This is a genomic window from Sulfitobacter sp. IGS-18, from assembly GCF_059628195.1.
Window position 1 is genome coordinate 3,183,805 of sequence record NZ_CM184556.1, and the last position, 18,536, is coordinate 3,202,340.

At 60.3% G+C, this 18,536-nt stretch carries 19 protein-coding genes; all 19 read right to left on the minus strand.

Annotated elements, in window-relative coordinates; genetic code table 11:
* Nucleotides 1-11 precede the first annotated feature (11 nt).
* Nucleotides 12-2,720, minus strand: coding sequence for a sialidase family protein (locus ACWNZ3_RS15275; RefSeq protein ID WP_496900478.1), 2,709 nt, complete (start codon nt 2,718-2,720; stop codon nt 12-14).
* Nucleotides 2,721-2,747: 27 nt separating this feature from the next.
* The gene (gpJ, locus tag ACWNZ3_RS15280) at nt 2,748-6,089 is read right to left on the minus strand and encodes a TipJ family phage tail tip protein (RefSeq protein ID WP_496900479.1); all 3,342 of its coding nucleotides are present in this window, start codon (nt 6,087-6,089) and stop codon (nt 2,748-2,750) included.
* Complete coding sequence (locus ACWNZ3_RS15285; RefSeq protein ID WP_114276056.1) at nt 6,086-6,508, minus strand: NlpC/P60 family protein; 423 nt, start codon at nt 6,506-6,508, stop codon at nt 6,086-6,088. Before ACWNZ3_RS15285 ends, gpJ begins: the two co-directional genes overlap by 4 nt.
* Nucleotides 6,505-7,029 carry a hypothetical protein gene (locus tag ACWNZ3_RS15290; protein WP_496900480.1) on the minus strand — a complete coding sequence of 175 codons (525 nt, stop codon included), beginning with the start codon at nt 7,027-7,029 and terminating at the stop codon, nt 6,505-6,507. The genes ACWNZ3_RS15285 and ACWNZ3_RS15290 overlap by 4 nt, the downstream gene beginning before the upstream one ends.
* Nucleotides 7,026-7,448, minus strand: a complete 423-nt coding sequence (locus ACWNZ3_RS15295) for a hypothetical protein (protein WP_496900481.1) — start codon at nt 7,446-7,448, stop codon at nt 7,026-7,028. The genes ACWNZ3_RS15290 and ACWNZ3_RS15295 overlap by 4 nt, the downstream gene beginning before the upstream one ends.
* Nucleotides 7,445-11,287, minus strand: a complete 3,843-nt coding sequence (locus ACWNZ3_RS15300; protein ID WP_496900482.1) for a phage tail tip lysozyme — start codon at nt 11,285-11,287, stop codon at nt 7,445-7,447. Before ACWNZ3_RS15300 ends, ACWNZ3_RS15295 begins: the two co-directional genes overlap by 4 nt.
* Entirely contained in the window at nt 11,287-11,544 is a 258-nt protein-coding gene (locus ACWNZ3_RS15305; RefSeq protein WP_496900483.1) for a DUF1799 domain-containing protein, read from the minus strand. Before ACWNZ3_RS15305 ends, ACWNZ3_RS15300 begins: the two co-directional genes overlap by 1 nt.
* A 98-nt stretch (nt 11,545-11,642) precedes the next feature.
* Nucleotides 11,643-12,023: a hypothetical protein gene (locus ACWNZ3_RS15310; RefSeq protein ID WP_496900484.1), complete on the minus strand. Its 381-nt coding sequence runs from the start codon at nt 12,021-12,023 to the stop codon at nt 11,643-11,645.
* 46 nt (nt 12,024-12,069) lie between these two features.
* The gene (locus ACWNZ3_RS15315) at nt 12,070-12,999 is read right to left on the minus strand and encodes a phage tail tube protein (RefSeq protein ID WP_496900485.1); all 930 of its coding nucleotides are present in this window, start codon (nt 12,997-12,999) and stop codon (nt 12,070-12,072) included.
* Between the two features lie 2 nt (nt 13,000-13,001).
* A complete protein-coding gene (locus ACWNZ3_RS15320) occupies nt 13,002-13,166 on the minus strand; it encodes a hypothetical protein (protein WP_496900486.1) in 165 nt (54 codons plus the stop codon).
* Nucleotides 13,163-13,591, minus strand: a complete 429-nt coding sequence (locus ACWNZ3_RS15325; RefSeq protein ID WP_496900487.1) for a phage tail terminator protein — start codon at nt 13,589-13,591, stop codon at nt 13,163-13,165. Before ACWNZ3_RS15325 ends, ACWNZ3_RS15320 begins: the two co-directional genes overlap by 4 nt.
* The gene (locus tag ACWNZ3_RS15330) at nt 13,584-14,009 is read right to left on the minus strand and encodes a gp436 family protein (RefSeq protein ID WP_114276048.1); all 426 of its coding nucleotides are present in this window, start codon (nt 14,007-14,009) and stop codon (nt 13,584-13,586) included. Before ACWNZ3_RS15330 ends, ACWNZ3_RS15325 begins: the two co-directional genes overlap by 8 nt.
* On the minus strand, nt 14,006-14,299 hold the full coding sequence (locus ACWNZ3_RS15335; RefSeq protein WP_496900488.1) for a ubiquitination-like system serine protease family protein: 294 nt from the start codon (nt 14,297-14,299) through the stop codon (nt 14,006-14,008). The genes ACWNZ3_RS15330 and ACWNZ3_RS15335 overlap by 4 nt, the downstream gene beginning before the upstream one ends.
* Nucleotides 14,296-14,556: an Acb2/Tad1 domain-containing protein gene (locus ACWNZ3_RS15340; RefSeq protein WP_496900489.1), complete on the minus strand. Its 261-nt coding sequence runs from the start codon at nt 14,554-14,556 to the stop codon at nt 14,296-14,298. Before ACWNZ3_RS15340 ends, ACWNZ3_RS15335 begins: the two co-directional genes overlap by 4 nt.
* 92 nt (nt 14,557-14,648) lie before the next feature.
* On the minus strand, nt 14,649-15,185 hold the full coding sequence (locus ACWNZ3_RS15345) for a hypothetical protein (RefSeq protein ID WP_496900490.1): 537 nt from the start codon (nt 15,183-15,185) through the stop codon (nt 14,649-14,651).
* 13 nt (nt 15,186-15,198) lie between these two features.
* On the minus strand, nt 15,199-16,155 hold the full coding sequence (locus ACWNZ3_RS15350; RefSeq protein WP_496900491.1) for a major capsid protein: 957 nt from the start codon (nt 16,153-16,155) through the stop codon (nt 15,199-15,201).
* Between the two features lie 11 nt (nt 16,156-16,166).
* The gene (locus ACWNZ3_RS15355) at nt 16,167-16,505 is read right to left on the minus strand and encodes a hypothetical protein (RefSeq protein ID WP_496900492.1); all 339 of its coding nucleotides are present in this window, start codon (nt 16,503-16,505) and stop codon (nt 16,167-16,169) included.
* Between the two features lie 14 nt (nt 16,506-16,519).
* Entirely contained in the window at nt 16,520-17,644 is a 1,125-nt protein-coding gene (locus ACWNZ3_RS15360) for a hypothetical protein (RefSeq protein ID WP_496900493.1), read from the minus strand.
* A 288-nt stretch (nt 17,645-17,932) separates the two neighbouring features.
* Nucleotides 17,933-18,496 carry a phage virion morphogenesis protein gene (locus ACWNZ3_RS15365; RefSeq protein ID WP_496900494.1) on the minus strand — a complete coding sequence of 188 codons (564 nt, stop codon included), beginning with the start codon at nt 18,494-18,496 and terminating at the stop codon, nt 17,933-17,935.
* Between the last annotated feature and the right edge of the window lie 40 nt (nt 18,497-18,536).

The following is an 18,536-nucleotide window of genomic DNA, read 5'->3' on the forward strand; positions in this document are numbered from 1 at the left end:
GAATTGGTCCTTTAGGCTGGTACGGCTACGCCGGGGTTGGTGGTGTATCTCAGGACGGCGGCGGTCACCGCGGCGGCGGCGTCTTCCTCGTCCACAAGGCAGGTGATCAGTTCGTTCGAGGTGGTGCTGCCGGGGGTGCCGACCGGGACTTCGTCGCCACTCATACCGATGTAGGTTCGTGACCGGCCCCGGTCGTAGGCGACCAGGAACTTGCCGGTGTAGCGGCCCAGCCGGTCGCGCAGGAACACCACGGACGGATAGGAGCTGAGAGGCCGGTCGCGTTCTTCCAACAGCACCGGCGGCAGCCAATAGCTGTCTTGGCCGGCGCTGCCCTTGTAGCTGACCATGACGGACATCCGCAGGCGTGCGCCATTGTTGTTGAATGCCCAGACCAGCCGCCCGGACGGGCTACGGCACAGAACGGTTTTCGACCGGGTGCTTTCCAGCACTCTCTCGATGTAGGCATCCACTTCGTCGGTCCAGGACAGTCCGCCGTCGTAGGATCGCCGCTCCATCGCTTTAGCGTCCGCGCGGAACACCATCATCAGTTCGTCGCCGCCGACCGGGACAGCCGTGGGTTCGGGAAAGTCTTCTTCTTCGCTGTCAAGCATGGCCGGGACTTCGCTGATCACCTCGGAGTAGGCGCGCAGGCTGGTCACCGTGCCCTGGTTGCGTGTCTCGTGGATGCGCAGGCGACAGTAGCGCGGTATCCGATCAACCGCGCGCGGATCAGCTTCTGCGGGGAAGCCCGACATAAAAAAACGATGTTCGGTGCCGTACTGGTGAGGCTGAAAGGCAAAGCCGTAGCCGAAGAAAGTCTGCGGCCCGAACACGAATGTGCTGTCAACCACCAGATCGAGGTCTGCCGCCTCGCCTGTGTCTGGGTTTTGGATCACCCAAGCACGGTTGACCTGCAGATCGCCGGTGGTTTTGATCGCCATGGCGAACACCAAATAGCCTTGATGGGTATAGAAAAACTGCCCGTCCTGCACCAAAGCGTCATCGTTGGTGGCATAGTGGATGATGGCCGCTGGCAACCAGGTGACATCATCGGTCTCGCCATCGGTCGCAGGTGGAGCTACGCCGCCGTCCGCGAAATCCTCGGTGTATTCCAGCAGCATGAACATATCATGGCCAGCTTCCTCCGGGTCCGTTCCCAGAGGTCCGTTGTTGCCGTAATAGGCGCGCCAGACCCGCCCGCTGCGATGGCATTGGGTGATGACAGGCACCATGCGGTTCACCATCGGCAGGTACGTAGCCATGGTTGCCGCATCAGTGATCACAGTCAGCTCCGGGCTGTTCGCCGGGTCTTCCAATGGCGCACCGTTGGTGTCGAGGTCGGCCCGCCAAGCTGCGGCCTCATCCGCCAGCCCGATGCTCCCATAGGCCTGCATCGTGTCGGATAGCGCCGGGACAGCTTCGTCCTGGGGCTGCGCGTCGAGGCCGAGCGTCGCCGTCGCGCTGAGCACCTTGCCCGTGGGGTCGACCTCAACCACGTCTTTGTCAATCAGGGCCGCATCAAAGGTCAGGGTCCAGCGGGTGGCGGGATCAAACAAGGGCGCGCTGCCGGAAAGGATGTTGCCCTGCGCATCGGTGCGGACCTCATCGTATACCGCCACGCTGGGATCAAAGGTAAGCGTCCAGCGACCGGTGCCGCCTTTTGTGTCCTCAAGATCGGTGCCGACCCGAGCGATCTGCGAGGCTGGGCCAAGGCGGATCAGTTCGCCGTCTTCGGTTGCCTCCACCTCCTCGCCATCTTCCACATCGGCCTCATCGCCGAAATAGAGGGTCTGGCGCGGGACGGCCACGGCACCATCTTTGATCGCATCCAGCGCCGTTTGCTGGGGGGCCGACACGATCTTTTCTTCGTCCGGGGTGTTGTCGACCTGGTCGAGACCCACGTCTTCTTTGTCCAGCGAGACTGCGCCGGTCTTTGCGTTCACCGACAACACCTGGGGCGTGTAGTCTTCCTTGAACCAGTTTCCCGCGAATGTGCCGGTGCTGGCGTCATCCGTGATCGCGACGATGCGATCCCCGATCCCGAACGAGACGCCATCGACGGTCCCGGCGACCGAGACAATCCAGAGGTGGCCGCTCTGGGCTGAACCGGCACCGGGGAATGTCCCAACTGACGCATCCCAGACGTCCTGCAGAATAATGGCAGCATCCAGCGCGTTGACCTTGGCCGTCAGATCATCGACCTCACTCTGCGGTGCCTTGGTGGCCAGAGCTGCAGTGGTGGCTGCGTCATCCGCCTTGGTCGCCAAGGCGGCGGTGGTGGCCGCGTCGTCAGCCTTGGTGGCCAGCGCGGCGGCGGTTGCGGCGGCGTCAGCTTTGCCCGAGAGAGCCGTGTCGCTGACCCGCAGCCAGCGCGACCAGGTCGCTACCCAGCGGTAGACCCCGGCATTGGGAACACTCGCCCCGTCATAGCCGGTCGCCGTCGCCTGAAGGTGGGTCCCCGCGTCCGTATCAGGCACCGAGGAGCCCACATCGTCGGCAACCGGTACAAGGGCCAGAAGGTCAGCCCAGGAGCTGGCGGGACTGAGCCCGGAAAGTACCTGGTCTTCCAGCAGATCAAGTTTTTCGGCAACGGGGCCAGCCCCCAGAAGCTGTTGGCTGAAGTTCTGGAAAGATATCCTTCCTGATGACCCATCCTTGTTACCGACGATCTCATCGACCAAGGTCTCTTCAGGCACATCTGTTGTTTTCAGTCCGCTCATGCGTGATCTCCGGTTTTTTAACCGTCTTCACACAACTTGGATCGTAATTGGCCCGGACACAGGTCCGGGCACCCCCTCTTCATTTTGAGGCTCGATCCATACATAATGGGTGCCCTGAACCAAGCACGATGTCGTTTCCTGAATAACGACCACATTGGAAATGGTTCCATCGAATGCAGTGTCGGACAACCACTCGATGGCGTCATTACCTGTCACGGCCTGAATGCGGTCCAGGTGGGTCTGATTGGTCGAATTTGTCGCCCCTGTCCGGACTGACCCACCAATCAGCCGAGCGGTAATGGAGCCTGCGGTTGCATCGGTGAGTTCATAGGAAAACCTGTAAAATTTGCCAGCCTCAGTGGCCAAGGACAGGGATGAACCGGTAGCCGAGCCAGGTGACTTTGTTATTTGCCCACCATCGACTGACCAGTCAGCTCCCAGCGTCCAGGAAGGCGACGGAACTAGGTTTGAACGGCTGCCATCACCAAGCTGAACTTCATAGGTCCGGTTCGGATCAACAGTCACGGCCGAGCCGCTGGCATCTGTTTCTCGATTCAATGTGGAACTGGACGAGCGATAGATCTGAACCGCTGTCGTGTTGACGTCATCGCCAGTTGCGAAACCAACAAGGAAGCCACCCAAGCCTCCGCTCAACAGGAATGTCTCATCGTCCAGCGCCGTTGGAATGCCAGCATCCTTTGAGCCGACGGTCAGGGTCAGGATCGGCGTGTATGGCCCCTCTACCCCAGTGGCAGATATGCTTTTTGCCCTCAGTTCAATGGGGTCTCCGTTTTCATAGGCTGCTATTTCTCCACCCCCGTTCGCGACCGGAATAAGAAGGCTTTCCCACGTAGACCCTCCATCAATTCGATGCTCGATCTCGAATTCGTTCGCGCGAATTGGACCGCCACCCTCTTCGATCTGATAGACGATGAGATCGGCATTGCCAGTATCAATGAGGCCAGATTTCACGCTGCTGAAGTGCGGGGCTGAAGGCAGTGCCAGGTTCTCACTGATCTCGGCACCAATGCTGCCCGACCAAGGCGGGATCTCCGCCTCATCCGTCAGCTGGTCAATTTCTGGAGCTGCGTCGATAAGCCGAAGGTGGCTGACGTGGCCATCCCCGGCTTCCACCTCAGTTACGATGAGAGGAATGCTATCGGCACTCAGCGGGCCGAAGTGGATCAGATCGCCAACCTTTGGCTGCACAGACCCTTTCTCAAGCGTTAGGACTGATGTCTCGCCACCAATTGTTAACACCGGACAAACAACTGACTGACCCACAGTGTCCGGCTCCTCGTGAACGGGCCGGTCTTCATAGATCCGGAAGCGAATGCCATAATCCTGCCCCTCAACCATCCCGACCAGATCATCGATCTCGACCATTCTGCCAGTGACGGTCTTGATCCGAGCTGCCACAAGAACCCTGTCGATAACATAGTGGGACGCCATGACCTGGTCGCCCCTGGTTGCGACCAATGCCGGACCATCCTGCATCACGCTGTAGCTGTCTGGCCGGTGGATTGTTTCGTAGAGGCGGCGCAGGCCCTCCCGATAGACCTCGGCCGGATCCGTTTTTCCGCGCTGTTCGAGCTGCTCAGTCAGCCTGATCGGTCCCTCATACCCCGGCCACCGCACATATCGCTCCGCCTCTTTGTAATCGTTGGTCGCATCCTTGAACTTGATCCTGAGAGCATGAGGCGGTTCGAAGTAGGATCGGGTTATCGAGAAATCCTGCGAGTTGCGGGGGTTGATATGGTCGACGATCAGTTCCTGCGGCCGGTCGATGGTGACACCCCATTTCACGCCGTCATGCCTTGGACTGGCGCGCCCGGCCGCCGCGATCTCGGTCAGGGCGTCGCGCAGGGTAAACTGCGGATCGTCCATCACGCGGTCATATTTCAGATCCTTCTCCACGCAAAATGCGTGCCATTCGATCAGCTGCTCCAGATCGATCTCCGAATCGAGTGCTGGTTTGGCGTTGGCATTGTCCTGGAGGGCATAGCGATAGAGAGACGCTGCGTTGCTCGTCTCCCGGTCAATCCATTCTTCGGCTTCCGCGTCGTAGTCGGGGCAGATCCTGGAGGCCATGACATTGAAGTTGTCCAACTGGCCGTTGAGCTGATCCGTTGCTTTGATCCGCAGTGCAACAAGCGCCATCGGCGTGTCGATGTTCAGTGGATACTCGGGGCGCAGGGTCTGAAGTGCCGCCCAAACTGTACGTTCCTGCGTCTGGTCCGTGCCGCGTTCATCCGTCATCATCGTCACACGCACCTCCCACCGGCCGCGCGATGGAAAGTCCCATGTGTACTGTCGATAGAAGGCCTCCAGTGTGCGCTCCACGACGGACAGCGTGATGACTTCCTGCCAATTGTCGCTTCCAGCAAGACGATGCTCGATCCTGATCTCTTTGGTGATCGCGACCTTGCGCCCCTTGTCGTCGAACACGACCAAGCCTGCTGGCCATGCGAAGATCACTGAAGCCCCGGCGGCGTTGGCACCGGTTGCCCTGGTCACCGGTTTTTCAACGCCAGGCTCGCCCGGAATGATCTCGCCCAGGTCATCGCGCGGCAACAACCGTGTCAGCTCGGTGCCAATTGACTCCTCGACTTTCTGATGTGGCATCAGGGTAATCGGATCATCGTCCTCTTCACCCTCCCGAACCTCAAGTTCCACCTCATCGTACTCGGCAATTGAGGTGTCACCGATGCGAAAATCACTGAGCAACAAGCGCCCATAGCCGCAAAGGAACATGCTCACGACGTACTGATCGCCATTCACGATCTCAGTGAATGGTCGGCAGGCAAAGGGAGGGGCAAACCTGAGTTTTCCCATCACGACAGGTATCGCGCCGTCCGGATCCAGCCGGTTGCGCCATCCGGAAATCGTGTAAGTGTTTTCAGGGCCGGGATCTGGTTCGGGCGGTGGGATAAGCGCATTGATTGCGAGGTTGCCCAAGGCTGTCACCCCGAGCGAAAGCAGCGCTCCCCCGGCCTTTGCACCTATTCCTAGAGCTGTTCCGATCGTTCCCGCCAGCGCGCCGCCAGATAGTGCTGCGGCCGCGACGGCGACAACGATGGAAAGGATGCTGCGCAAGGCGTCTTTACCAGGCACGACGCGGATCACCACATGCACACCTGGTCGGGGCCGGACACGATGCCAATTCTCGGGCTCGATGATCGCGGACCCTTGCCGGGTCACCAGAGCAACGCGAACAGACGGCCGCTCAGCATCGCTCAGCCCCGGCAAGACAGAAGCGACGATTTCAGCCACGGTCAAGCCAACAGAAACCTCGACATCTATGCGCCCGGCCGCCGGATCGAAAAGTGGGGCTGCCAGGACAGGGATCAGTTCACCCTTGGGGGTCATGGCGCAGCTCGTGAGATCAGATCCACATGCCGGAATATCCCTGTGAGGCGATGCGCCCAGGCACCGGTACGGTAATCGGCATGCTTGGCGCAGTCCTCGTCGGCCATGTGCAACATGATCCCATGCTTCACGATCAGGCCGACATGGGTATCCAGGCGACCGCGCCGGAAGACCGCAACGTCGAAAGCAACCGCGCTTCCATCGGTTGGGACCCAGACCGGAGATGATTTCCCGTCAGAGATCAAAGCGGCGATCTCCGCATGTTCTTCGACCGAGGAATAGCCAAGATAATCGGGCAACGTGATGTTGAGCTCTTCCTGGTAAACGACGCAGATCAAGCCGTAACAATCACATCCAGTACGCAGGCGGCCGTGCTCATCGTATGGCGTTCCGACATAGTTGTTTGACCATTGGTTCATAGGTGCAGCCCCGGAAAACTGTTGCGGTTAAGGCGTCCGACCGGGAACCGCTCAAGCTCGATCTCTTCGCGGGAAAATGACAGGCTGACTTCGCCTGCATTCATCTCGGCCGTGGTGATTTTCAGACCAACCCACTCGCGCTCGATGAAGTCTGGCGAAGACGCCAGAACAACGGCCATGTTGAGGGTGGCGAGGTCGGTAAAGGATCGCAAAAGTCCGACGATGTTGTTGTCCAGGTTCTCAAGAACAAACGACCCCGCCGCCGGTGCGTCTTGCTTGTCATCCGGCACAAGAACCGACGCGATCACCCAGAGGTAGGGTTCTGTTGCAGGGTTTGCGCCCTGCCAGGTTGATCTGGTTCCGTAGATCAGTGGGTCCGTGGAGATCCGCTCTGCATTGTCCGTGGATAGTCGGATGGGCGCATCCAGCGACGTGTGGGTGATCTCAAGCAGCAGGACATAGATCTCGTCACTGGTCGCGGCGTCTTGCATCAATCGGGCGTTGAGGCTTTTGCGGATCATGGCATCACCGTCACGGAGAAGCGGATAAGAAACTCGATACCCTGAATGGTCTCTGTCGGAGCTGATTCGCCGAAAAGGCACAGCCATTGAGCCGCGACCAACAGCGGTACGCCTTCGCTTTGAAAAAGCGGCTGCCCGGTTGTCGAGAGCAACGGCCAGCCGTCGGTTGTAGGATCCGGCATGGTGAAGAGCAAAGAACCGTGCTTCGTGTCGATCTCGTAGAACCGGTCGAAGGTCTGTTTTTGGCTTCGGGTGAGGGTGACCGACAAGCTGATGTTTTTTGCCACGCCGGAAAATTTGCGCCGATAGCCTGGCGGGCCATTCTCACTGATCCGCTTTTGACGTGGATCCTGCGACTGCCTTTGCCATGTTGACCGCTCAGGTCGTGGCAAATTCGTGGGCCATGTCAGAATGGTCATCTTGCCGGACCTTTACGTTTGAGACCGTATTGACCCTCAAGTTGCCTGCTGAGCGGATTGCCCCGCTGTGCAACGGCTGCAGCACCTTGCTCACCGATGGAGATGACCGGACGCTTCTGCCCGCCCGGGCCGACCGTTTCCTCCTGCGTAACTGGTTCGCCGGTGTAGTTGTTGATCATCACCACTGGCGCAGCCTGGTTGGCGACTTGCGGTGCAAACCCACTCGCAGGTGCCGGGTTGGAACTGACCAGCCCACCTTTCCTGTAGCCTGGCATGGAGCCCTTGCGGATGGCCTCCAGGTTCGCCGCGCCGATCCTGCGGGTGGCGTCCGCGTCAAAGACGAATTCCTGCTCGTGGACCACGCCAGCCACCCTGGACGGATCAGAGCCGCCGGTCGCCCCTCCAACGCGGAAACCAGGCAGACCAACAGCGCCTGCAATGCCACCGATCAGAGTGCCCCACAGACTGCCACCGCCACCACTCTGACCGCCGCCGATTCCGGTGATGTTGGACAGGATGGTACCGACGATATCCGCCCCCTGGCCCAGCGTTCCGAGGTTTTGCGTTGCCGCATCGGTTGCTGTGCTGAACTTGGTCATTGCCGCCTGTGCGGCCCCCAGACGGCGGTCGAAGTGCAGCGCACCTTCAGGGTTTTGCGCGCTCCAGCCTTGAGGGCGCTCGAAGCCGACAAAAGCACCAGTTGCCTCTCTCACATTGGTCGATGCAAGCAGACGCCGCATGGCCGCCCCTTCGGAACTTTGCAGCTCTTTCCAGACATATTCGAGTTGTCCTTGCACATCGCCAAGGTTCCCTCGTCCCCCCACCTGGTTCAAAAGCCCTGTCGCCCGGTTCTTGTGATGCTGAAACAGGCCGAACGACGTCGGTTTCCCGTTTATCACGTCGCCTTGAGCCAGCGGGTTGAACCCGCTTTCCGCGCTCACATTGCCCATGATCCCGGCAATTTGATGCGGCTTGAGGCCTTTGGCGGCAAAGAAACGCCAAACCTGATTTTGCACATCCTGCTGGCCGGTCAACCCGCCAGCCGCCGCAACGCCGTTGATGTTGGCGGCACCCCCGGCCTGACCGGCCGCACCAGCAGCGAACCCCAGACCGCCATTCACTGTGACGGTCCCGGCTGTCACGGTCATCGCGCCCGTGCTCATGATCTGTGACTTGAGGATGGAGGAGGCCTGAGGTGCGGTCGCCTTACCAGTCAGCCGGTCCCAGATCCCACCAAGGCCGCCGACTTCGTCCATCGTGCCGTAGTTCGTGCCCAGAATGGCGTTCTTCAGCGGGTTCTTGATCGTTAACTCGGTAAAGAGGCCGGTGATCTCGGCGGCGAGACCTTCCAGGGCACCGGAAATATCGCCTTTGGTCAGGCTATCGGTCACCTTGTCGATGGCGCTTTCCGCCGAATTGCCAACCTTGTCCCAGGCCTCGGTCCATCGCTCCAGCTCGAGCGTTTCCGCCGCAATGACCTGGGCGGTGCCTCGGATATTGCCCGCGATCTGGCTGGCCGGGTCGATGCCGCGCGCGCGGATCTCGCGCTCCGCTTCCAGAAGACCCAGTATCTTGGCCCGCATTTCCGCGTTGACCCCCAGGAGCGAGGCCTCAACGCGCAGCTTCTCAAGCGTTTCCTGCTGACCGCGCAGAAACTCAGCTCCCGAGGCTTGGCTGCGCTGCTTCTCCAGATCCGCGTAGCCGTCGCGCAATTGCTCGATCACCTTTTGCAGTTCTGCCTTTTCGGCACCCTCTGCCATCGCGGCCGCCGTGATCAACGGTCTGAGCTGCAGCTCCTCCTGGAGCTGTCTGTTGGCCTGTTCACTGGTCAAGGCGCCAGAGGCAACCAATGCGCTCAGACGCCCCCTGATCTCGATTTCGGCGCGCATGTCTCTGGCTTGCGTTTGTGCGGCGCTGGTGGCCTCGAGGAGCACCCTGGCGCGCGCCCTTGCTGCTTCAGCAGCAACTTTGTCGGAGGTCATTTCCTGATCGGCCAGCTCCAATCGGGTCCGGCGCGCTTCCAGATCGGCGCGCAGCAGCGGATTGCGCTCGGTCTGGATCTGAACATCCAGTCGGTCGAGCTGAAGCAGGCGGGCCTGTTTGTTGATCAGCCCATCCAGCGCATTGGATCGCGCCTCGATGACCTGGGCAATCCGTTCACGTTGGGTGTCATCCAGACCAGGCGCGTTCTGACCAGTACGCAGAGCGGCAATGTCGTTTTGCAGCGCCTCCCGCCGTATGGCGTCAGCAATCGCCGATGACTGGTCTGCGATACCAATGGCCCTAGAGCCAAATTTCTCGCCCCGCTCTCTTTCGGATCGGCGCATAATAAGCGCTGCTTCCCTGCGCCGTTCATCAAGCATTCGATCAAGTTCAATTTCGACTTGGTCAGCATCTCCGGCGTGGCTTACGAACCCACGAATTCGACCAAGTAGACCATCGCCCTGGCCGTCCTCCACCTTCTGCCTTGCGCGGCGAACGGCAGCCAATTGACCCCTTATAAGGATTTGCGGGTCAACGGCGGCTTCTCCATCCGCCACCGCGTCAATGAATTGGCCTGTGGCGTCCAAAGCATTGCTGGCACCGGTTTTCACGGCATTCCAAGCACCTGCCAGCCCCGTGACCGCCTCTTCGGCCTTTGCCAGCCGGTCAGGCAGGGCCTCAATCAGCACCGCGCGCGCCTCACTCTCGCGGTTCTGCGCCGCCAGCATCCGGGCATTGCGCGCCGTCGCCGCATCGATGAGGCCGTATTTGTTCAGCAGCGTATCCGCCGCCTCGGCCGGGTCGGCAAACATATCGGCCAGCGTCCCACCGATCTCTTTCGCATCGATGCCCAGTGTCGCGGCAAAATCCTTCGATAGACCAATCAGGCCTTCGAAGCTCTCTGAGCCGATCCTGCCGGTGCGCAGGAACTGAGCTTCCATCGACCGCGCCGCCTTGATGTTGATCCCGGCCGCAGCTGCGCCAGCGCGGGCGGCGGCTTCCATCTCTTCGGATGTGCCGGCTACCGCACGTCCGATCCCGGTGGCGGCCGTCGCCACATCCTTGGTTGATTTCAGATACCCGTTCCAGGCTGACGCGCCGACCACAACGGCGGCGGACACGCCGCCAATCGCAAGGCGACCAGCAGTCAAAGCTGATTTGAGCGCCCGAAACGTATTGCCGACCCCCCCATATATTTGCGTAATCTGTGGACCTTGCTGCATCAGGATCTGCTGCAGAGGCATGCCGAGTGCCAGTGTCTGCACCACGTCATTGATCTGATAGGACAGATTCTGGGCCTGATGCGCGTTCAGTTTCATGTGGTTGCGGTTCGCCCCCAGAACCGGATTGAGTGCTCCGATCTGGGCAACCTGCTTGCGATACCCGGCCTCAAGGTGCGCCATTGCGGCGGCATGCTCCTTTGCTGAGATTGCACCCGATTTATGCGCCGCATTGATCTGTTTCAGCTCGGCCTGGTAGGTCCGTTGCACCGCGAAAAGCGGTACGTACTTCGCCCGCATATCTTCGATCTGTTTGGGGATTTCAGGTCCGAAGTGAGGCGTTGCGCCAGTCGGCTGGTTTGCAGGGACTGGACGCGCGGGAATACCTGAGCGGCGCTTGGCCTCCTCCTGGGCTTGCCGCTCGGCCTCGGACAGCTTCAGGGTGGCGGCTGCCGCTTCACGCGCGGAGGCGGCTTCCTTTTCAAGCGCGGTGGAATGGGCCTTGGCTGTAGCAGTTGATTGCCCTGTCTGGGTGTTGATGGTTCCCAGGGCCTGATCCATCTGGGTCAGGGCGGTGCGGGCCTGATCGGTATCTGCCCGGAATACCATTGCGATGTTGAAAGCAGTATCACGCATCAGTTCTCTCCCATCGCGGCCAGCGCCGCCAGCTCCATCACCTGCAGATCATCAAAGACGTCGTCGGCTGCCTTCCTGCGCCGCAGCACCACATCGACGGCGCTGTAATCCAGCCCAGTCAGCTGGCCACCACTGGGGCCGACAGCCACCCGCCACTGTGTTTCGCAATCCAGAAAGATGCACAGGCTCTCCCAGTTGACTGCCCAAACCTGAAAAGCATGGGTCTCGGTTTGATCGACCTCGACGGTCAGCCCCATTGTGGCAAAATCGGCGGCGACATCGTCATCGACGGTAACGGGAAGTTCAGGGTCGGCCTTGCCGCTTCTCCCGAACGCCCAGGCGCGCGCCGCCGCCCTCAGTTTCCCAGGCGCGCATCCTTGCCGCTCAGGCTCTCGTTGTAGGCGGCATAGACCGCCTCGCGGAACCAGGCCTTCTGAAGGGCATCCCTGAAAGCCTGATCGGTAAAGGAGACCGGCGACTTTGTGTCATCGACCACACCCGACCAGTTCTTGCAGACCAACCGCAAAAAATCGTGCTCGTGTTTGACGATATCCTTGGGGTCGATCAGCACATCGAGCTTTTGCTGGTTCTCGATCTGCTTGTCCCGGTCAATGGCCTCGAACTGCATCTTGAAGGTCTGTTTGATGACCTTTCCGGCATGATCCGGATCGGGGTTGGGAATACTGACCGTGACCGGCCACCAGTAGGTGAATGTTTTTGTGATCTGGAAGTCCATGTGGTGTCCTTTGATGCTGGGAAAGAGAGTGCAAACCGGCGCGCGTTCAGCGCACGACGATTTCCAATTCGTCGCGGCCACTGTCCGGGGTTAGCAACAACGGCAGTGAATAGTTCACGATGTTGTTGGTCTGGCCCTGCGTCGGACGTCCGATCTCAACAGCGGGCGCAGTCACCTCGACGATGTTGCCCTCGGTCGTTCCGTGGACCAGCGATGAGGCACCAAGGGTGCGCGCCTGGGAAATCGCAAACCAATCGACTGTCGCGAGGGATTTTGCCTCCACAACAGCCGTACCTGTGGCGCTCCGATCCGTGATCGGCATATTCTCATCGCCGATCAGGAAGCGTGGCGTGACCGTGTTGCCCAGATCCAGCGAAAAGCTCTCGGCAATCGCGGTCCAGCCGTGCAGGGTGAGGACCGTCGCTTCCTTTGACACGACCAGGGGGTCAATCCAGCCGGTCTGGCTCACCGCAGGCATGGACCCGATGTCAGTGATCGTGCCCAGCAGTCCCATGAACGTGAAGCGATAGTAGGGGATGCCCTTGGGCGTGAAGTTCAGCACGAGGTTGCCACGGCACCCCAACATGACGTGCTGAACCTTGTCACTGACAAAGTAGATCGACGCCGCCTCAACCCCGTCCTCGACGATGTTGTAGGTCACATCCGTATCAACATTGATTGTCTCGCTCATGCCGACAGCCCGCAGCGCAGAGCTGTATTTCGGCGGCGTACCTGCAGCACCCGAGCCTGCAATTTCGATGTCGAACTCGAGCCGGGCGTAAATGCCTGCCAGCTTCACGCCCTGGTTGCCCAGGTAAGGCAAGAGCAGATCGCGGGACACTTCCTCGCCTTCCATCGGGGCGAAGGTGACGTTCCGCGCGATCAGTGCGTCTGCGGCGGCTGGCGCGGCATCTGTCCCGTAGGTTGTTTCGATCTTGCTCAGGATGGCGAGTTTGCGCCAATGACGGACAGCCATGATCAGTTTCCTTCCTTGTTTTCGTCAGATGCAGGCACATTGGCCGCATCATCAGTCAGTTGTTCACGTTCGGGAGCGGATGCTTCGCCGGTCGGTTTCTGCACCTGCTTGAGGCGCTTCGACTTTGGATCGCGCACAAAGCGACCGCCTGTTTCGGGTTTCTTCATGGTTGGTCTCCTGTCAAAATTCGGCTGGTTTCCCATGTCTGGGCGTAGACACTTCGGTTGTTGCCGAGCGATGAGCTCTCACCGCCCACCAACTCAAACGGCTCTTCGGCCTCTTCCGGCTGCCAGCCTGCAAGGGCCTGTTCGATATCGGTCTTGAAACCATCGAAGGCTCTGGCACGGGCCGCGCCCTTGGCGTCGGAGTGCTGCTGGATGACAAATGCGACGACGAACTGGACCTGGACGAGCTGAAGGTGCCCCCCCATCGACCGGCTGTTCGGCTTGGCCCTTTCGCGAAAAGGAACCACGAATGCGGTGCCGCTTTTGGCCGCGGTCCCTGCGACCAATGCGTCCAGGTCCTCGGCGATCTCCACGGCGGTCAGCGTGGTGGCGGTGTCTTCCAGATGCTGGCGGATAACTTCAATCATTGTAGCCAGCCAGTTTCTGACGGGTGAACACCTCGTCGGGATGAATAGCCATATGGACGCCTTGCGTCTGTTGCGGCTCTTGCCCTGCCGCATCTGGCAGCGAAATCATGCCGCGCGCCACATCCTTCAGGGCCGCAAGGGCTTCTTTGTGGTCATCCTTCACCTGGTCCGGTGCGCCGTCTCGGTGAAGGTAGTACCGTGCAATCGATGTGGCCCAGGTACGAACCAGATCAGGTGTCTGAACAAACGGCAGGCCGTAGCGGTGCGCGACGTAGCCATTCACGATGTTGTCGGCATGCACCAGGGCGGCTTCGATCACATCGGGGTCGGGCGCGTCGTTACCGTCACGATCTGCGACCTGCAGGATCTCCGTTTCACCTGCGCGCTCGATCAGATCTTCAAGAGCAGCATAGGTCATGCCAGCACCCAGTAGCCGCTGCGCAGATACCCATGCCAGTGATCCACATGGTTCACCGAAGGCTGCAGCGTTGGCTCCTCCCTGGAGCCATTCCAGTTCCAGCTCGGGCGGTCGCCGCCGGGCTTGTGGCCGTCTCCGACCAACAGCCTGCCGATTACGCCACATCCACACGGGCAGACGTAAACAAGCTCGTAGAGGCCAGCGACACGGCGCGGCTCCAGGCAGAAGCCGCCGGGCGACATTGCCTTTTCAAGCGTGACGCGGTCTGGATATTGAAAGGCGCGGATCATGCTTCGTCCTGATCCTCGGGCAAGGTCGCGCGTCCGGGCTTAAACACGGCGCGGTTCATTGCCATGAAGCCCTGCTCGATGTTGGTGCGGCCAATGGCCAGCCAACGTCCGTCGATTTCCTGCCATTCCTCCAGTTCATCGAGAATACGCAGAACGCGCTCCTCGGCTTCCTTGTTCGCCTGGACAAGGGCCAAGGCGTCATCGGACTGCGGGCGGTAACCGTGAACGGGAAGGCCTTTGTGGGGTGTGTCGGTCATAAGTGTGCCCTGGTGCTGGAGGTAGGATTGAAATGCCAGGGGACCGAAAGGCCCCCTGGCGAGGGCAAGGCTTTGCCAGCCTGGGGGGTTGTTTAAGTCGCCTTGCCTTTGGCTGCGGGCTTCCTGCCCGTCTCTTTCTCGGCGGCCTTGGTAGGCGCGCTCTTTTTGTCAGCGTCTACAGACGCTGGGCTGGGTTTCTGCTCTGCTGTCAACGCGGCGATCTGGCCTTCCAGCTCCGCGACCTTCGCCTCAGCCTGCTCTGCGCGGCCCGCCATGATGTCGCGGCCCATCTCGACTTCCGCGCGCTCGGCTTCCAGCCGATCCGCGCGCTCGGTCGCGGCCTTGGCGCGCGCCTCGGCCTTGCGGGTTTCTTCGACCAGATCCTCGACGGCGACCACAACCAGCTCTTCGGCCTTTTCCTTGACGGCCATCTCGAACTCGGTGATCTCCACCTCAAGCTCATCGTCCAGATCAGCCAACTTGACGGCTGCTCCGGAGGCTGCGAGCTGGTCGCGGACCTCTTTGGTCACGTGGACCTTTGCGCCGACCGGTTTGCGAATGCCATCGACCTTCGCAGGCGCGATCAGAGTGACTTCAATCAGATCTTCCATGTTGATCAGATCTTCCATGTTGATGCCCTCCTTAGGCTGCAGCCGCGCCGGCGTTCTGGAACAGGAAGCCGCCTTCGGCCCCCACCAGGTACGGACGGCGCTCAACCTTCGTCGGATAGATCCAGCTGTCGTTCGAGTTTTCGAAATAGGGTTGGTTCACCATCGGATATCCGGCGAGCTCGTAGGTGTAGCCAAAGGAGGGCACCCGGAAGTTGTCGCCGGTCAGAGGGACATAGGCGAGGATCGCATCGTCACCCCAGACGTCGGTTGCCGGATCATCGTCACCGGCGGTTTCCGGCAGATAGACGGCCTTGCCCACCACCACCCGGTCAACTTCGAAGTACGCCGCCAACATCTCGACCGTGATGCTGTCCTTGCTGGTGTACTTGAACTGCTCCTTGATGGCCGGGTGATTGCAGAGCGCATTCTTGGCCGTCGGCCCCAGCTCCAGCGTGTTGGGATAGCGCCCGATCATGCTGCGGATCGCTTCCTTCGCCGCGTCCATGTCGCCCTTGGGGTCGCTCGTGGCACTGGTCCAGCGATCCGTGCCGGTCAGCGCGAGCTTGTTGTTCGCAGAATAGTTGGTCGCGTTCCGGGCCATGGTCGCACATTCGTACTCAAGGTTCAGATCGACGACGTCCAGCACCATGTCGATGGCGTTGGCAGCGAGATCGACGCCCGGAATGCTCATCGCCTCTTCCTGGTGCTCGATGGGCACCAGCCCTTCAAGCGCATCCTGGACCAATGAGATCGGATCGGATTCGTAGCCGTACTGGACGCGCTTCTTGTTCGCGCCAGGCGCGCGGCGGGTGTTGATCATCCGGAAGCTTTCCTTGCCAAACTTCAGGACACGCATGGAGCGGTTCGGGATGCGGACACGCGGAAACAACATTTCCGCGATGAACATGGCGTTGCGGTAACCGCGCGCGTGTGTCGACAGGATCGGGTCGACGACGGCGGCGGTGCGGACGTTTACGGGTTGGTTCATGATGATTTTCCTTAGCGCAGGAGGATTGTGACGTATTCGCCATCGGCGGCTGCTGTGAGCGCTGTGGCAAACGGGTTGACAGGATCGACACCGCCGGTCTGGACGCCACCTGCGGCGGCCGTTTTGACCTGCTCGCCTGCGGCAATTGCGCCGACAGCTTTGACACGCACTGTCCCGATCACGCAGACCGCAACGTCCATGCCGATTTCTGTGGCAGGGTTTTTGGCAAACCCCTTCACCGCAGCATCGTTGGTCGTAATCTTGGCGTCATCAAAACCGATGAGGTCATAGGCATCGAACAGGCCGGTGGCGGTGGCGGTGAGGGACAGGACGTCCTGGAAATATTGCATCTGTTGTTCCTCCTTCAGGAAACGGCGCGCACAGCCGCGAGATACGCGGTGTCCGGATGTTTGTTCTGGTAAGCGAGCGCCTTCTGGTGGATCTCCAGCTGAGCCGGATCCACCGTGTTGCCATCACTGGCGAAGGTTGCCGTCTGCTCGGAACCGGCCTCGGGCAGATCGAGCTTGCCGAAGCTCACGGCCTTGGGCTGCTCTTTCAGAACGGCACGGACAGCATCAGCCGGGGACAGCTTGGCCTCTCCTTCGGCGAAGGACACCGACACATCGGCAGGCAGAGCGTCCAGGATCGCGACAACCTTGTCCTTGGACGCTGGCAGAAGACGGCCCTCGGTTACCAGCTCGTCGGCGAAGCTGACGTTCTGATCGTGGGCAATCTTTGCTTCGCGCTCGTTCAGCTTTGCCTCACGGGCGGCGAAATCGGCTTCCTTTTGGGGGTCAGCCGGTTTGGGGTCTGTGGGCACAATGGCCTCCTTTTTCGGTTCGGGGGTGGTTTTTGGCGCTGAGAACGCGCGCGGGGTTTTTTCGATTTCGGTATCGTCCAGCCATTCGATCTCGTAGGCCGGGATCGCCTTGTCCGCGTCCTCAAGGCCGAATTTCTCGATCAAGAACTCGCGGATGCCCTGGAACATGCGCGCGGTACGCTCAAAGCCCCATTCGCCAAAATCGGCGGTAAAGGTGATGGCCTCGTCCGAGGTGATTGAGAACTGGGCGTTCTTCAGGCCGCTGACGGCAGGTGCCGCGCCGCCGAGAAAGCCGACATGCTTGGGATACCAGGAACCGGGCACCGGGTTTGCAGAATGGTCGGGCGGGAAGAACGACAAGGACACCTTCTTGTAGCGTCCAGCCTGAACAGCCGCAGCGAACTCGGCGTCGATGTCGCTCAGATTGGCGTAGAGCCGCTCTTCGGTTGCGTCGAACTCAAAGCTGTCGGCCCAGCCGAATGCAGGCGCATCGGTGCTGGGATGACCCACAACAATCGGCGCGGGTGCGGTATCGGGCGCATAGGCGTCCGCGATGGCCTTCAGGTCCGCATTCGAGAACGACAGGGAGCCGCCCTGCATGGGGGAGAAAGTGCCGGGGCGGAATACTTCGATCCGGGCGGTCTTCGGTTGGGTTGTAGCTTTGGGCATCAGGGCATGATCCAGTTCGTTCAACGTGGATCATCTCTAGCGGCGTGATTTGCACCTGTGGCCCGGACCTAGGTCCGGTCATCGAAAATCAGCTCTGCGAAGGGCAAGGTGCGCGATGAATTGGCTTCTGGCAAGCCGGAGTTCGTTGTTCTCTACTGGGATAGGGGCTCAATCGGGGCACAGAGCCATTCTAACACCACCTTAACACCCCTTGGCCGGATTTTCCGGGGGTGTGGGCGCAGGAGGCACCCTGCGCCCCACAGCGGCGATTTTTCCCGATAGGCAAAATCAGTCGTGCAACCACTCGTCCGCGATCTCGATAATTGCAGCCTGGTCCGCATCGGAAATGCCCAGGTAAGGGCGCGCCGGGATGGTGATCTCATGGGCGGGAATTGTCACATCCTGGACCGCGTTGGATTTGGACTTCTTTACAAAGCGGTTGCCGATCTCGCCGGTCCTTTCGTTGCGTTTGAGGAATATCTCGCCCTGGCGCGCCGGTTTCTTGATCGTGCCGCCCAGCTGGTGGATGGCAGCATATGGGACGGCCGAGCCGATCTTGACTTCCGTGCTGTCAGCCTGGGCATTGATGGAACCGGCAAGATCGCCCTGCGCCCGAAGAATGGCGATGGGCATTTGACCGCGTGAAGCGCGACCCCGGATCGTCGATGGCAAAAGCGGCTTCCACGGCTGACCGTCCGGTGAGGTCTCGCGGTCGAAAGTCTCCTTCGTCGAAAAGACCAGGTACTCGCCCACGTTCTTGTAGAACCCGGCCGACTGGGCGAGGCGGCGTTTGAGATCCTCCACGCCCGCCAGGGCTTCGCTGGCGTCGATTTCGTAGCTGATACCGGTCATATTGATTTTCCCGTCAAGAATGCCTATTTTCAGATGTGTC

Excerpts from the sequence above, each read along its gene's own strand:
- ACWNZ3_RS15275 (WP_496900478.1), bottom strand. The coding sequence starts at position 2,720 with ATGAGCGGACTGAAAACAACAGATGTGCCTGAAGAGACCTTGGTCGAT.
- gpJ (WP_496900479.1), bottom strand. The coding sequence starts at position 6,089 with ATGACCCCCAAGGGTGAACTGATCCCTGTCCTGGCAGCCCCACTTTTC.
- ACWNZ3_RS15285 (WP_114276056.1), bottom strand. The coding sequence starts at position 6,508 with ATGAACCAATGGTCAAACAACTATGTCGGAACGCCATACGATGAGCAC.
- ACWNZ3_RS15290 (WP_496900480.1), bottom strand. The coding sequence starts at position 7,029 with ATGATCCGCAAAAGCCTCAACGCCCGATTGATGCAAGACGCCGCGACC.
- ACWNZ3_RS15295 (WP_496900481.1), bottom strand. The coding sequence starts at position 7,448 with ATGACCATTCTGACATGGCCCACGAATTTGCCACGACCTGAGCGGTCA.
- ACWNZ3_RS15300 (WP_496900482.1), bottom strand. The coding sequence starts at position 11,287 with ATGCGTGATACTGCTTTCAACATCGCAATGGTATTCCGGGCAGATACC.
- ACWNZ3_RS15305 (WP_496900483.1), bottom strand. The coding sequence starts at position 11,544 with ATGGGGCTGACCGTCGAGGTCGATCAAACCGAGACCCATGCTTTTCAG.
- ACWNZ3_RS15310 (WP_496900484.1), bottom strand. The coding sequence starts at position 12,023 with ATGGACTTCCAGATCACAAAAACATTCACCTACTGGTGGCCGGTCACG.
- ACWNZ3_RS15315 (WP_496900485.1), bottom strand. The coding sequence starts at position 12,999 with ATGGCTGTCCGTCATTGGCGCAAACTCGCCATCCTGAGCAAGATCGAA.
- ACWNZ3_RS15320 (WP_496900486.1), bottom strand. The coding sequence starts at position 13,166 with ATGAAGAAACCCGAAACAGGCGGTCGCTTTGTGCGCGATCCAAAGTCG.
- ACWNZ3_RS15325 (WP_496900487.1), bottom strand. The coding sequence starts at position 13,591 with ATGATTGAAGTTATCCGCCAGCATCTGGAAGACACCGCCACCACGCTG.
- ACWNZ3_RS15330 (WP_114276048.1), bottom strand. The coding sequence starts at position 14,009 with ATGACCTATGCTGCTCTTGAAGATCTGATCGAGCGCGCAGGTGAAACG.
- ACWNZ3_RS15335 (WP_496900488.1), bottom strand. The coding sequence starts at position 14,299 with ATGATCCGCGCCTTTCAATATCCAGACCGCGTCACGCTTGAAAAGGCA.
- ACWNZ3_RS15340 (WP_496900489.1), bottom strand. The coding sequence starts at position 14,556 with ATGACCGACACACCCCACAAAGGCCTTCCCGTTCACGGTTACCGCCCG.
- ACWNZ3_RS15345 (WP_496900490.1), bottom strand. The coding sequence starts at position 15,185 with ATGGAAGATCTGATCAACATGGAAGATCTGATTGAAGTCACTCTGATC.
- ACWNZ3_RS15350 (WP_496900491.1), bottom strand. The coding sequence starts at position 16,155 with ATGAACCAACCCGTAAACGTCCGCACCGCCGCCGTCGTCGACCCGATC.
- ACWNZ3_RS15355 (WP_496900492.1), bottom strand. The coding sequence starts at position 16,505 with ATGCAATATTTCCAGGACGTCCTGTCCCTCACCGCCACCGCCACCGGC.
- ACWNZ3_RS15360 (WP_496900493.1), bottom strand. The coding sequence starts at position 17,644 with ATGCCCAAAGCTACAACCCAACCGAAGACCGCCCGGATCGAAGTATTC.
- ACWNZ3_RS15365 (WP_496900494.1), bottom strand. The coding sequence starts at position 18,496 with ATGACCGGTATCAGCTACGAAATCGACGCCAGCGAAGCCCTGGCGGGC.